Source organism: Epilithonimonas sp. (assembly GCF_032054305.1).
GTDB lineage: Bacteria > Bacteroidota > Bacteroidia > Flavobacteriales > Weeksellaceae > Epilithonimonas.
Genome location: NZ_DAMBSX010000001.1, coordinates 492,456 through 507,287, shown reverse-complemented (window position 1 = coordinate 507,287; position 14,832 = coordinate 492,456). Strand labels below are relative to the sequence as shown.

The 14,832-nt window shown below is 36.0% G+C and carries 10 protein-coding genes; 7 read left to right on the top strand and 3 right to left on the bottom strand.

The genetic code is table 11. The features are described from left to right. Nucleotides 1–149: 149 nt before the first annotated feature. Nucleotides 150–455, bottom strand: coding sequence for a DUF493 domain-containing protein (locus RTX21_RS02255; RefSeq protein WP_312765097.1), 306 nt, complete (start codon nt 453–455; stop codon nt 150–152). 75 nt (nt 456–530) lie between these two features. Continuing rightward, on the bottom strand, nt 531–1,085 hold the full coding sequence (locus RTX21_RS02250; RefSeq protein WP_312765096.1) for a ferritin: 555 nt from the start codon (nt 1,083–1,085) through the stop codon (nt 531–533). A gap of 275 nt (nt 1,086–1,360) precedes the next feature. On the opposite strand from RTX21_RS02250, the gene RTX21_RS02245 reads away from it, so the two are divergent. The 7 genes from RTX21_RS02245 (at nt 1,361) to bglX (ending at nt 13,203) form a co-directional block, all read left to right on the top strand. After that, on the top strand, nt 1,361–4,219 hold the full coding sequence (locus tag RTX21_RS02245) for a SusC/RagA family TonB-linked outer membrane protein (RefSeq protein WP_312765095.1): 2,859 nt from the start codon (nt 1,361–1,363) through the stop codon (nt 4,217–4,219). Nucleotides 4,220–4,385: 166 nt separating this feature from the next. Further along, on the top strand, nt 4,386–5,786 hold the full coding sequence (locus tag RTX21_RS02240; RefSeq protein WP_312765094.1) for a RagB/SusD family nutrient uptake outer membrane protein: 1,401 nt from the start codon (nt 4,386–4,388) through the stop codon (nt 5,784–5,786). Nucleotides 5,787–5,805: 19 nt separating this feature from the next. Then, nucleotides 5,806–6,870 (top strand): LamG-like jellyroll fold domain-containing protein, encoded by a 1,065-nt coding sequence (locus tag RTX21_RS02235; protein ID WP_312765093.1) that lies wholly within the window; start codon nt 5,806–5,808, stop codon nt 6,868–6,870. Between the two features lie 87 nt (nt 6,871–6,957). Continuing rightward, a complete protein-coding gene (locus RTX21_RS02230; RefSeq protein WP_312765092.1) occupies nt 6,958–8,349 on the top strand; it encodes a glucoamylase family protein in 1,392 nt (463 codons plus the stop codon). A gap of 21 nt (nt 8,350–8,370) precedes the next feature. After that, on the top strand, nt 8,371–9,756 hold the full coding sequence (locus RTX21_RS02225; protein ID WP_312765091.1) for a glucoamylase family protein: 1,386 nt from the start codon (nt 8,371–8,373) through the stop codon (nt 9,754–9,756). 233 nt (nt 9,757–9,989) lie between these two features. Continuing rightward, nucleotides 9,990–10,691, top strand: coding sequence for a prolyl oligopeptidase family serine peptidase (locus RTX21_RS02220; protein WP_312765090.1), 702 nt, complete (start codon nt 9,990–9,992; stop codon nt 10,689–10,691). A gap of 184 nt (nt 10,692–10,875) precedes the next feature. Continuing rightward, a complete protein-coding gene (bglX, locus tag RTX21_RS02215) occupies nt 10,876–13,203 on the top strand; it encodes a beta-glucosidase BglX (RefSeq protein ID WP_312765089.1) in 2,328 nt (775 codons plus the stop codon). A gap of 138 nt (nt 13,204–13,341) precedes the next feature. Here bglX and RTX21_RS02210 read toward each other — a convergent pair whose 3' ends face one another. After that, nucleotides 13,342–14,700 carry a PQQ-dependent sugar dehydrogenase gene (locus RTX21_RS02210; RefSeq protein WP_312765088.1) on the bottom strand — a complete coding sequence of 453 codons (1,359 nt, stop codon included), beginning with the start codon at nt 14,698–14,700 and terminating at the stop codon, nt 13,342–13,344. Nucleotides 14,701–14,832 lie beyond the last annotated feature (132 nt).

Genomic DNA, 14,832 nt, shown 5'->3' with positions numbered 1-14,832 from the left:
CAAAAATTGCTTTTTGGAATTTATTCAATTTTGTAAAGTCTCTTTTGCTGTATTTTGGTAGAATAGCAACATTTATTTTATTTAGAAATTTAAAAAATGACTTTTTCATAACCTTAAATTGATTTTAAAATACAAAACTTAAACCAAAATTATAACATCATAACACCTTCGATAATTGCTACTTTTTTATAAATATTAATGACTTGGTCTGCGTCTAAAACAAAACAATCGATAGAGACGGAAGTGTATTTTCCTGTAGAACTTTCTTTGTTGGATAAAGTGTATTTCAGATTATCAAAAACTCTCAGGATTTCTGTTATTTTTTCGGAATCGCTTGTTACAATGAATTTGAAAAGATATTCTTCCGGAAAGTTGTGCTGTTCTTCCAACTTTTCTTTAAGCGATTTATAAAATTCTTCTGGATTCGTGTGATTGGTATCTATAATGTCTGCCATTTTTTTGAAATAATAAATGAATAAAAAAATCTCCGTAAAAACGGAGATCAAAGTTAGTAATATTTATTTTGTTTTTTAAGAAGGGTTGTCCGCAGTGGCTTCTTGTGGTAAAGAAACTTCGTCAGCAGCAGCTTCCAAAGCTTTGTCCAAAGTAAATAACGATTCGTCTGTTGCACTATCTCCACCAGCAATTTTCAATTTGTCAATCAGCTCAAGAGCAAGTTTTTCTTCTTCAATCTGTTCTTTCACGAACCATTGCATAAAATTCCAGGTTGCCCAGTCCTTTTCTTGGAAAGATAAATCAACAAGATCATATATAGAGGTAGTATTATCAACTTCGTGCTGGAAAACTTTGTTAAAACAATCTGTAAGGCTTTGTGGATTCTCAGGCGGAGCAGGAATTGCTTCTACTTTGGCCTCTCCACCTCTGTCTAAAATGTAGCGCATAAACTTAATCATATGATTTCGTTCTTCCTGAGAATGTCTGTACAAGAAATTAGCAATTCCTCCATAACCTTTTACATCTGCCCAGCACCCATAGGAAAGAAATATCTGTGAAGCGTGTGCTTCTTTTGTCATTTGTTTGATCAATGCATCTTGCATTTTTGTGGAAAGTCTGTTGGTGTTCATAATTTAATATTTAATGATTTTATTCTGTCTTATTGTCTTAAAACGAAGCATTATAATAGCTCACTTTGAGTGATTAAAATTTCGATTATGTTAAATAGACAAATACTGAGCCAAAATTTGGGGATTGTTTTGTAAGGGTTTTCATATAAAATAAAGTATTTTTTAAATTTATTTATTTGATAATCAGTATTTTGACTTTATTTTAGCATATATTAACATTGTGTTAATAAAAATATTTATATTCGGAGAATAAGAAAATAATACATAAGAATATTATGAGAAAAAATTATGTCAAATTACCATTGTTGATTGCTGCACTATACTTTGGCGGTGATTTACATGCGCAATCCACACAGGATACTGTCACAAAAGAGAACAAAATTGAGGAAGTAGTTGTGATTGGATATGGAACACAAAAGAAAGTTGACTTAACAAGTGCTATTACTACTGTAAAGGCAGCCGATATTGTTAAGACTCCTTCTGGTCAGGCTACTCAGGCTTTACAAGGGAAAGTGGCTGGGGTTCAGATTATAGCAAATGGGTCTCCAGGTGAGGCACCAAAGATGAATATTAGAGGGGTACATTCTATTAACGGAAATAATCAACCTTTATATGTTGTAGATGGTCTTTTTGTAGATAATATCGAATTTTTAAACCCTAATGATATTCAGGATTTTACAATTCTAAAAGATGCTTCGGCGTCAGCAATTTATGGAGTTTTAGCTGCTAACGGGGTTGTTGTGATTACTACTAAAGGAGGTAGCTACAATAGAAAACCTAAATTAACATATGATACTTACTACGGCACTCAGTATGCTAACAATGTAATTAAAATGGCTAATGCAGAGCAATATACAAATTTTGCTCTTGAATCTGGAAGTCAGTTTGAAATAGATGCTATCGGTGCTGCAATTGCAAGATTTGGAAGAAGCAGAACCAATCCGAATCTTCCCAATGTAAATACTGATTGGTACAAAGAAGCTTTGAGGATTGCGCCTATACAAAGCCATAGTCTTTCCGTAGATGGAGGTTCTGAAAAGGTTGCTTATTCATTGGGAGGTAATTTCTTTACACAAGATGGAATCCTTAATATGAAAAATAGCTATGAAAGATTTAATATTAGAGCTAAAATTGATGCCAAAGCAACAAGTTGGTTGAATGTAGGAACTACTATTAATTATACTCGTGGTGAGAAATATGATGACGAGGGATCTGCTTGGCAACAAATTTATTATGCTGTTCCAATAATGCCAGTTTATGATCCATTATTTACTGACGCAACGGTTAAGCCATACGCTGATGCTCAAGTATTAGGATATAGAGGTCATGATAACCCATTTTCATTGATGGATAATGTTGATAAACTGGGAATTCAAAAGTCCTTGAACTTTAATGCTTATGCTGAAATAAGCATATTGCCAAAAGAATTAACATTTAAAACAACTTTATCTTATAATAATAGAAATATTAGTGAAAGATTAATGGAGTTGCCATACTATGTTAACAGTTTTGGAAATGGTTTTCAAAGAACATTAGCTCAATCTTCTATCACTCGAAATAATGCGACATATGAAGATTATATTTGGGATAATACAATTACTTGGAATAAAACCCTAGGAGATCATGATTTTACATTATTAGCAGGTACTTCCTATGCTGATCAATCCTATAAATTTATGAGTATGAAAGGATTTTTCTATGAAGGAAGTCCATTTTCCAGGGATAATGAAAGTACTTGGTATATAAATAATGCATCTCCTGATGGTAGGATTACTTCTGAGGGACAACCATATCGCTATTATAGAACGTCTTACTTTGGAAGATTGTCATATAAGTTTAAGGACAGATATATCGCTTATGCTACACTTAGAAATGAAGGTTCTAATAAGTTTCCTAATCAAAAAACAATCAATCTGCCTGCATTTGGTTTAGGTTGGGTTGTTTCTGAGGAATCATTTTTAAAGGATGTAAGTTGGATTAACCTCTTAAAATTCCGCGCAGGATGGGGTAGATTGGCTAATGATGCGATAAATGCAAATAGAGCTAATACACCTTTCGCTGTTAATACTGTATTTGCTGACACATATGTATCTGCTTTTCAATTTACAACATATAAAGATGATGTAAGAAGAGAATTTACAGAAGAAACAAATGTTGGGCTTTCTTCGGAGTTTTTAGGAAGACGTTTGACTTTAGAGGCAGACTATTTTATAAAAGATACAAAAAGCATGGTTATACCTGTTCAACCAATAGTTGGAAGCGAAGTTAGCTACAAGAATGTGGGAACTATGAGGAATAAAGGATTTGAAATATCTGCTGGATGGAGAGATAAAGTGGGAGAGAATTGGGGTTATAGTATTAATGGTAATTTCAGTCAAATCAAAAATGAAATTACAGATCTCAACGGGCAGGCTTTCATAGCTCGAGGTTCAGGAGATTTTCCTCAACGTCTAGTAGTTGGTCAAGCAATGGATTCTTTTTATGGATATGATGTTATAGGTGTCTATCAGAACCAAGCCGAAATTAATGCAGACCCAACTGCTGTTTATGCTAATACTAATCAAGGTGCAGGAACTGTAAAACCAGGATATTTCAAGTACAGAGATTTAAATGGAGATGGAAAAATTGATGATAGTGATAGAATGTACCTTGGCTCACCTGTTCCAACTTATTATTATGGTGGATCCTTGGGTGTGAATTATAAAAACTGGGATCTTTCTGTTGCGTTTTATGGACAGGGAGGAAATAAAATTCTTAATAGAAATAGGGCTGAAGTTATTAGAACAACAGGAAGAAATATTGATGCTGATTTTGCAATTAACCGTTGGCACGGAGAGGGTACTACTAATGAATATGTATCATCCGAAGGTTATAGACAAAGTTGGAATAACCAAAAATTATCCAAATTTTGGTTACAAGACGGAGATTTTTTCAGAGTACAAAATATCCAGTTAGGTTATACTCTAAAAGCAAACGATATTCCGGAAATGAGATTTACGCTTACTGCTGACAGACCTTTTATGTGGACTAAAAGTAAGAATCTAATGAATCCGGAGGTTGCTAATGACGGAGTTAATTTAGATGTTTATCCAACACCTTCTGTAGTTTCTGTTGGTTACAGTATCAAATTTTAAAAATTAAAAATTAAACAAAATGAAACAAATAAAATATATAAAAACTGTATTGCTTGCTGGAGTTATTGGTTTATCAAGCTGTGATAGTAAGCTGGATGAACCAATGGAATTGGATGCAGGTAATAGTTATGATTATACTAGTGCTAGCGGAGCTAAGGGAGCTGTGATGGGAGCATATGCTACTCTTGTGGGTCAAAAACTAAATGCTACTGGGACATATGATGAAACAGGTTTGGGATGGGAGCAGATTCCATTGATCTCTGTAAGAGGTGATGATGTTAATGCTGGTGGAAAAGGTGATCAAGCGCCTTTTACAGACACGGATAATTATTCTTACGATAGAAGCTTCTGGATGTATAACTCACTATGGGAGATTTGGTACCAAAGAATTGTACAAGTTACAGCGCAGATTGAACAATTAGAAAAGTTTAGAGCGGGAGGTGTTAATTCTCAATTGATAGATCAGTATATTGCGGAATGCAAAACTCTTAGAGCCTTTTATACTCTTGAAATATCTAGAGTTTGGGGTAAAGTTATTGTGATGGAAGTTTTGGATCAAAGCCAATTGACTCTTAGATCCAAAGATGATGTTATGTCTTGGGTATCTGCTCAAATGGATGAATCTATTCCTAGTCTTCCAGATATGAGGCCTAATCAACGTACTGATATTAAAGGAGGTGTAACTAAATATACAGCTTTAGCTATTAAAGCAATGGCTAATCTTGAATTGAAAAACTATCAAGGTGTTGCAGATGCCACAGGGCAAATTATTAATTCAGGAAAATTTACTTTATATAGTGATTATTATGAATTATTCAAAACACCAGGTAAATTAGCTGACGAGAATTTATTGGAAATCCAATATTCTGACTTTGGTGTTGGAACAGGTAATAATGTAAAACATCTTTGGGATTTTTATGGGCCAACAAGCTGGACTCCATCTGTAACGGGAGCAGGTGCAGGTTGGGGGTTTTATGAGCCAAGCCAGAAATATATCAAATTTATGCTTAGCAGAAACGAACAAAAGAGACTTACTACAAATGTATTATTTACACCAGATGGAATTTCTAAAATTAAAGAAGATCCAGCATATTCGACACTTCCTTCTTGGGTATCTAATATTACTCCAGATAATGATGTAATAAACAATTCTGCAAGGGCATTGTTCTTTAGTGGAAAGCATTATTTACCAACTAATCAATTAATTCCAGGTAGACTTAGTTATGGTAGTAATAAAAACTATATTATTACGAGATATGCAGAGGTATTGTTGATGTATGCAGAAGCAGTTGCTAGAGGTGCAAGTCCAACTGCGGGAACAGCTGTTAATGCGGTAAATATCGTAAGAAATAGAGCTGGATTAGGAGATTTAGCTTCTGTTACCGCTGACCAGATAATGGATGAGAAGTATGCTGAATTAGGTATGGAATGGGGAATCCGTTATTTTGATATGGTGAGATTAGGAAATACTGCAGCATTAAGTTATGATGGCAGAACCTTTACGATGGATAAACAATTTTTACCATATCCATTAGCTCAGATAGAAAAAATACAGTCATTAGAGTAATTAAAATAGACATAATAAAATGAAAAATATAATAAAATTAACCTTTGCTTCTATAGCTTTATTGGCTTTGTCGACAGCTTGTTCGGAAGGATATATTGATGACATCAGTCAAATTGCTGCTGGAGAGGATAAATTGGCTCCAACTGTAGAGATTTTAAGTCCTACGGGAAATATATTTATACCATCAACTGCTTCTGGATCAAATATGAACTTTCAATATAAAGTTTCTGATGATATTGAAATTGGGAATGTAGAATTATTTTTAGATGGAGTTAAACTAGCTAGTTATAATGAATTTATTGATTATAGAAATTTGAATAGTAGTTTTAGCTATAATAATCTTGGTTTGGGAAGCCATACCTTCATGGTTAATGCTAAAGATCTTACTGGCAAAACTGCAACTAAATCATTTACATTTAATATTGATAAATACAATAAACTTCTCGATGCAGAAACTCTTTATATGCCTTTCTCTTCTGGAAATATATTTACTGATCTCATTAGTACTAATAATCCTACAGTTGTAGGATCTCCACTTACATTTTCTGGAGGTCATTCTGGATCTGCGTATCAAGGTGTAAAAGATTCTTATTTGAGTTATCCAATTGATAATTTGTTTGGAGCAAAAGAGCTAAGTATAGCATTTTGGTATAAAGTTGATCCAACGCAAGAGAGAGCAGGTATTGTAGTCGTTGGAGATCCTGATGAAACGAACAATGATGATGGGAGAAAAAAAGGATTCCGTTTGTTTAGAGAAGGGGCAAATAAATCAATAAAATTAAATGTAGGTATCGGATCGAGCGATTCATATAATGTTTTTGATTTGGGATCCGCTACTGGTTGGGTTCATATTACGGTAACTATTTCTGAATCAGAATCTAAAACCTATCTAAATGGTGTGCTTCAAAGTACATCCACTTTATCATCACCAATTAGCTTCAATAATTGTAAGAATGTAGTTATTGGTTCTGGAGGTCCTACATTTGCCTATTGGGATCATTTCTCTGATACTAGTGGCATTGATGAATTTAGATTTTTCAACAAAGCATTAACTCCGACGGAGATTCAAACGATAATGCAATAAAATACTTAACTTAGTATTATAGAAATTAATAAAAACACTTTATGGGTTTCCATAAAGTGTTTTTCATAAAAAATGAAAAAGATGATTATGAAAGATTTTTTTAAAATAGCCGCCTTGTCCGCAACTATTTTATTATCATATAATTGTTCAAGTTCAAGCGATTGGGATGTTAATGATTCATCAGTCGGAACACCTCAAAATCCTGTAACGGTTTACACAGATTCCCAAATCATAGAAATGACTCAAAAAGATGCCTTGAAATATTTCTGGGATTATGCACAAACTAATTCTAAATTGGCTAGAGAAAGATACCATACAGATAATCCAAGCGACGATGCTAATACAGTAACAACGGGCGGGTCAGGATTTGGTTTAATGACAATTTTAGTAGGGATTAAGAATGGTTATGTCTCACAAATCGATGCAGTTTCGAGATTAACAACCGCTCTTGATTTTTTACAAACAGCCAACCGTTTTCATGGAGCTTGGCCGCATTGGATCAATGGTATCAATGGAAATGTACTTCCTTTTAGTACAATGGATAACGGTGGAGATGTGGTAGAAACAGCATTTCTTGCACAAGGTTTGATTTGTGTGAGAGAATACTTCAAAAACTCTACAAACTCAACAGAACTTGCGCTATCTAAAAAAGCAGATGATCTTTGGAAAGGCATTGAATGGAACTGGTACACAAAAGGAGAAAATGCACTTTATTGGCATTGGTCTCCCAATTATGATTTCCAGATGAATATGAAACTGCAAGGTTTTGATGAAACTTTAATTACATATATTCTTGCGGCCGCTTCACCTAATTATTCAATCGATAAATCGGTTTATCAAAATGGATGGGCAAGAAACGGAGGTATTAAAACTTCAGGTTCTCAGTTCGGGATTCCGTTGGTAGTTAATCATAATGGAGCGACCGGGACGGTTGGACCAATGTTCTGGTCACATTATTCATTCTTAGGATTGGATCCCAGAGGTTTGTCAGACGAATATGTCAATTATGGTGATGCCACAACCAATCATGCAAAAATAATGTTTCAATATTGTGTGAGTAATCCAAAGGGTTGGCAAGGCTATAATTCTAAAAGCTGGGGACTTACTGCAAGTTATTCCAGAAATCAAGATGGAACCACAGGATATTCTGCACACCAGCCTAATAATGATTTAGGAATTATTTCTCCGACAGCGGCAATTTCCAATATGCCTTATACACCAACGGAAAGTATGAATTTTTTAAGATTTCTTTATAATGAAAATTATTCCAGATATATTGGTGTTGCAGGTCCTTATGATGCTTATTCAATTCAGCATAATTGGGTCACACCTCGATATTTGGCGATCGATCAGGGAACAATCGCGCCGATGGTAGAGAATAGTCAGACCCAATTCCTGTGGAAATTGTTTATGAATGCACCAGATGTTAGACAAGGTCTCATCAAACTTGGTTTCCATTCAACAACGTATGGATTTTAATTCATTTTTAAATTATATCAAATGAACAAAGTAATATCGCTTTCAATCGTTTCCTTAGCATTACTCACATCTTGCACAAGCAGACAATTGACTGAAAATAAAGTTTCTGAAAAACCAAAATCAGAACTCACCGACAATCAACTAATGGACAAAGTCCAAAGTGATGCCCTGAAATATTTCTGGGACTTTGCAGAACCTAACTCACTTTTAGGAAGAGAACGTTATCACGAAGACAATATTTATCCGGATAATGACAAACATGTTATTACGACTGGAGGCTCGGGATTTGGGTTGATGACCATTCTAGTGGGTGTCGATAGAAAATTTATTCCCCGTCAGGAAGCTGTTGAGAGATTGACTCATATTGCAGATTTTCTGGAAAAGGCAGACCGTTTTCATGGCGCTTGGTCACATTGGATCAATGGCGAAACAGGGAAGGTTGTTCCATTTGGTAAAAAAGACAACGGCGGAGATTTGGTTGAGACTGCCTTTCTTGTTCAGGGAATGATCTGTGTCCGCGAATATTTCAAAAATGGGAATGACGAAGAAAAAGCATTGGCTGCAAAGATGGACAAGCTTTGGAAAGGCGTAGAATGGAATTGGTACACCAAAGGCGGGCAAAAAGTTCTTTACTGGCACTGGTCACCGACTTACGGCTGGGAAATGAACTTCCCATTAGAAGGCTATAACGAGTGTCTCATCACTTATGTCCTGGCTGCCTCGTCTCCCGATCATTCCATTGATTATGATACTTACAACAAAGGTTGGACCCGCAACGGATCCTATACAACGGACCGCACAAAGTATGGCCTTCCGCTCTATGTAAAACATAATTATGCCGAAGAATATGGTGGACCGTTATTTTGGAGTCAGTATTCCTATTTGGGATTGGATCCAAGACAATTGTCAGACAAATATGTAAAAAATTATTGGGACCTGAACAGAAATCAGGTGTTGATAGACTACAAATATTGCTTAGAAAACCCACTGAAATTCAAAGGTTATTCTGAAAAATATTGGGGATTGACGGCAGGTTACACAAGAAACAAAGATGGCTCTACGGGTTACGCCGCACATCAGCCGATGAAAGAGGACCTAGGCGTTATTGTACCAACTGCAGCACTCAGTTCTATGCCGTATACGCCGAAAGAGTCCATGACTTTCCTTAGATTTTTATATGAAGAAAAACCAAATTTCATAGGACAGGCCGGACCTTATGATGCCACTTCTATCAATTTCAACGATTGGTTCACACCCAGATATTTGGCGATAGATCAAGGAACCATTGCGCCAATGATAGAGAATTATCGTTCGGGATTATTATGGGACTTGTTTATGAATGCGCCAGATATCAGAGCCGGTTTGAAAAAGATTGGATTCAAATCAGAAAAGCACAAGATAGATTAGCAAAAAGTATTATCTTTAGGGCAGGATATTTATTGTCTCATTTTGGTTCAATAAATATTTTTTTAGGAGCTTAATACCGCTTTTCGTTGCAATCTTTTGCTTTTTCATATGTGAAAAAAAAGCAAAAGGATTTCCACTGCAATCGGGGCTATGGGATTCAGCATAATTATAAAACTTAGACATACAAATTAACATTTTGTATCTTTGATTACAGATATTTCCAACAAAATATTATGACCTTAAAACTAAAATATCTTCCGTTTTTAATTTTAGGATTGCCAGCATTTTCCAACGCACAGGAGATCAGATCCGAGTTTAACAAGGAAGTGAAGATTCAGAAAAAACTATCCTATATTTTGGATATTCCACAAAATTCCAAAACAAAACTTCCATTGATTGTTTTCCTTCACGGTTCTGGCGAAAGAGGAGATAACTTGGAAATTGTAAAAGCGCATAGTCCTTTTACTTATAAAAACCTCATCAAAGAACCTGTTGCTATTTTGGCACCTCAATGTCCCGCAAATACTTGGTGGGATACAGATGCGGTGTATTTCCTCATCAAAGAAATTTCAGAAAAATATAAGATAGATAAAGACAGGATCTATCTTACAGGATTATCGATGGGAGGCTGGGGAACTTTGAAATTAGCCGGTGAGCATCCTGAAATGTTTGCCGCAGTTGCATCTGTCTGTGCTCCGACAGATCGGGTAATGTGGGCAAATATCCACAATTACAAAGATATGAACCTGAAGATTTTCCACGGCGGAATGGACGATGTTGTTCTTCCGGAAAACGCTTTTAATTTTTATCAGAAATTACATCCGATCAATCCTAAAGCAGAGCTTACGATTTTCCCAAATGACAATCATAATTCTTGGGATTCTACCTATTCTGACACTAAATTGTACGAATGGATGCTATCTTCAAAAAAATAAATATTGATAATTAATAATAATTGAAAATTGCAATTAGCTTTTATAAGCGATAGCGCCTTTGTGAACCTAAAAATTTTCGATAGGATAAAAGAATCTTTGTGCGCTTTGTGTTAATTTTTCTTCAATTACTATAGTCGTAAAATCAATAATTAGTAAAATAAAAAAATTAAAAATAATATATATAATGAAAAAGTTTGTAATCCTAGCTGCATTGGCACTTTCGCCCTATTTTTTGGCACAGGAACTTGTAACTAAACCAGTTCAGTCTTATCAAACCGAAAAATACCAATCTAAGAAAAAAGCTTTCATCGATAATCTGATCTCAAAAATGACTTTGGATGAAAAGATCGGGCAGCTTAATCTTCCTGGTGCAGGAGATTTTACTACAGGCCAGGCTCAAAGTTCTGATATTGGAAAAAAGGTGGAGCAGGGCCTGGTTGGTGGATTATTTAACATCAAAGGTGTTGATAAGATCCGTGATGTACAAAAAGTGGCAGTAGAAAAAAGCCGTTTGAAAATTCCGATGATCTTCGGGATGGATGTGATCCACGGTTACGAGACATCTTTTCCTATTCCATTAGGATTGGCTTCTTCCTGGGATGTGAATTTGATCCAGAGATCAGCTCAGATCGCCGCTCAGGAATCTACTGCAGATGGAATCAACTGGACATTTTCTCCAATGACGGATATTTCCAGAGATCCAAGATGGGGCAGAGTTTCCGAGGGTTCTGGCGAAGATCCATATCTGGGAAGTGAGATCGCAAAAGCAATGGTTTTTGGTTATCAGGGAAATGACCTTTCAAAAAATAATACGATGTTGGCATGTCTGAAACACTTCGCACTTTACGGAGCGCCGGAAGGTGGACGAGATTACAACACTGTAGATATGAGCCACATATCGATGTTCAATAATTATTTTCCGCCTTATAGAGCGGCTGTGGAAGCGGGTGTAGGCTCAGTAATGGCTTCTTTCAATGAAGTTGACGGCGTTCCGGCAACAGGAAACAAATGGTTGATGACAGATGTTCTTAGAGACCAGTGGAAGTTCAAAGGTTTTGTGGTGACAGATTATACCGGAATCAACGAAATGGTCGATCACGGGATGGGAGACCTGCAACAAGTTTCTGCATTAGCTATGAATGCTGGTATTGACATGGATATGGTGGGCGAGGGTTTCCTTAAAACCTTAAAAAAGTCTATCTCCGAGGGAAAAGTTTCCGAACAAACTGTGACAGATGCTGCAAGAAGAATTTTGGAAGCCAAATATGACCTTGGTCTTTTTGATGATCCTTACAGATATACAGATTCCAAGAGAGCCCAGAAAGAAGTTTTCAGCCCGAAACATTTGGAAGCGGCAAGAACTATTTCGGCAAACTCTATGGTTTTGATGAAAAATGACAAGCAGATTCTTCCTTTTAAGAAATCGGGGACAGTTGCAGTAATTGGTCCGTTGGCAGATAACGCCATGAATATGCCGGGAACTTGGAGCGTTGCTGCAAAACACGCCAATTCTATTTCATTATTGAGAGGTCTCAAAGAAACGGTTGGTAAAGACGTCAATTTCCTTTTTGCAAAAGGGAGCAACGTTTACGAGTCTGAAGTGATGGAGCAAAAAGCCGCTATGTTCGGGAAAACAACCGACAGAGACAATCGTCCTGCTGACCAGATCAGGAAAGAAGCACTTGAGATCGCAAGTAAAGCTGATGTCATTTTATTAGCAATCGGAGAAAGTGCGGAAATGAGTGGAGAGTCCAGCTCCAGAACAGATATCGGAATTCCGGAAACACAGAAAGAATTGTTGAGAGAACTTAAGAAAACCGGGAAACCTATTGTGATAGTTCTATTCGCAGGTCGTCCATTGGTTTTAACAGAAGAATCTGAACTGGCAGACGGTATCCTGAACGTTTGGTTTCCAGGAAGTATGGCAGGATATGCTATTTCCGATGTTCTTTACGGAAAGGTTAATCCTTCTGCAAAACTGCCAATGACTTTTCCAAGAAGCGTAGGTCAAGTTCCAATTTATTACAATGCTAAAAATACAGGTCGTCCATTAAGTACAGAAAATACGGATAAATGTACGTTTGAAAAATTCCGTTCCAATTATCTGGATGAGTGTAACACGCCGCTTTATCCGTTCGGATATGGGTTGAGTTATACCAGTTTCAATTATTCTGATGTTGCTATTTCAAATACAAAACCAGCAGGAGATACTTCGATCGAAGCTACTGTAACATTAACTAATAATGGAAAATACGACGGAGCAGAAGTAGTTCAGCTTTATATCAGAGATCTGGTTGGAAGCATTACAAGACCAGTTAAAGAATTAAAGGGTTTCCAAAAAGTTTATCTGAAAGCTGGAGAAAGCAAAAAGGTAACTTTTAAGATCACGCCAGAAGATTTGAAATTTTATAACAACCAATTGAAATTCGATTGGGAAGCTGGAGATTTCGATATTATGATCGGAACCAATTCTCACGATGTGAAAACGACCAGGATCACTTGGACAAAATAAAAATTTATTTCAATTAATTAATAAAAAAGCCTTTCAGAACAACTCTGAAAGGCTTTTTGTTTTAAATATTTGTCAGTCTGAGGTTTTAGAAAATTACCAAAAGTGTCAGTCTGAGACTGTCGAAGACTTTTTCTTAATTTATTCCTTGATGATTTTTTGACTCATGATTCTAATGTCATCTTTCTTCAAAACCAAAATATAATCACCAGATTGCAAGAAAGAAACATCGATGCTCTTATCATTTTCAGAAACTTTGCCTTCCGATATTTTTCTTCCTGAGAGATCTAAGATTTCAGCTGTGAGATTTTTATCATTGATGTTATTAATAAAAATAAGATCTTTTGCAGGAATTGGAGAAACTTGAATTGGATTTTTGTCAATATCTGAAACAGCCAGGAAATTGGATTTAACTTTGAAGATCTTACCATTAGAAGCCGCAACATAAAGTTGTTTCTGATTGTCTTCCCCGAAAGTTGTGAACATATGCCCGGAAAAAGCGTTTGTCCAGGTAATGGTAGTATTGTCAAGGATCCCGATTTGAGTTGAACAATAATCTGCAAAAATATATTTTCCCACCAGATCAGGGTAGAGATTGCCTCTGTAAACATAACCGCCGGTAATAGAGCATTTTCCTCCCGAATGGTCATAAGTCGTAACTGGAAAAGTCATTGTAGAGGCATTGGCACAACCGGCAGTATTGTATGCATCATTTCCTTCATAGCATCGCCATCCGTAGTTGATTCCCGCTGAAGTTGTGGGAACTCTGTTTATTTCTTCGATTAAATTCTGACCAACATCTGCAATCCAAATGTTGTTGGTTGTTTTGTCAAAAGAAAATTTCCAGCCATTCCTTAATCCATAGGACCAAATTTCATCTGCGCCATCTGTTCCGACGAAAGGATTGTCAGGAGGGATATTGTAAGCATTTTCAGAATTAACATCAATTCTCAAAAGTTTTCCTAAAAGCGAGTTTTTGTTTTGCCCATTATTATTAGGGTCGCCACCACTTCCTCCGTCTCCCGTCGAGATCCAAAGATAACCATCCGATCCGAAATGTATGCTGCCGCCATTATGATTGGTAAAAGGTTTCTCAATAGATAAAAGGACTTTTTCTGTCGTTGGGTCTGCCGTATTTGGATTAGCAGAATTGGCAGTGAATCTGGAAACTGTTATAGTTCTGCCAGCTCGGTTATAATAAACATAAAAATAACGATTGGTTGCAAAATGCGGATGAAATGCCAAACCTAATAATCCCATTTCCCCACTGAAGTTGACCCTGTCCGTAATGTTCAGGAAATTATTGGTTTCAAAAGTTCCATCGGTATTCAGTATTCTGATAGTTCCGGACTGCTGAACTACAAAAAGTCTGTTGTCGTTTGTGGGAGAAGCAATTATTTCAACAGGATTGGAAGCTGTTGCGAAGTCTTCCAATATGATTTGCTGCGAAGATAATCCTGATGCCAAAGCACATGAGAGAATGAATAGTAATTTTTTCATAACTTATTATTTTATAGATTTTTAATAAAGTTACCAAATTTGATGCCTTAGCAAATGGTAAATTATTTAATTATCAATAAACCGAAATTTTATCTCATTTTTTTGCCGAATAATCTCATTTGGATTCAATAT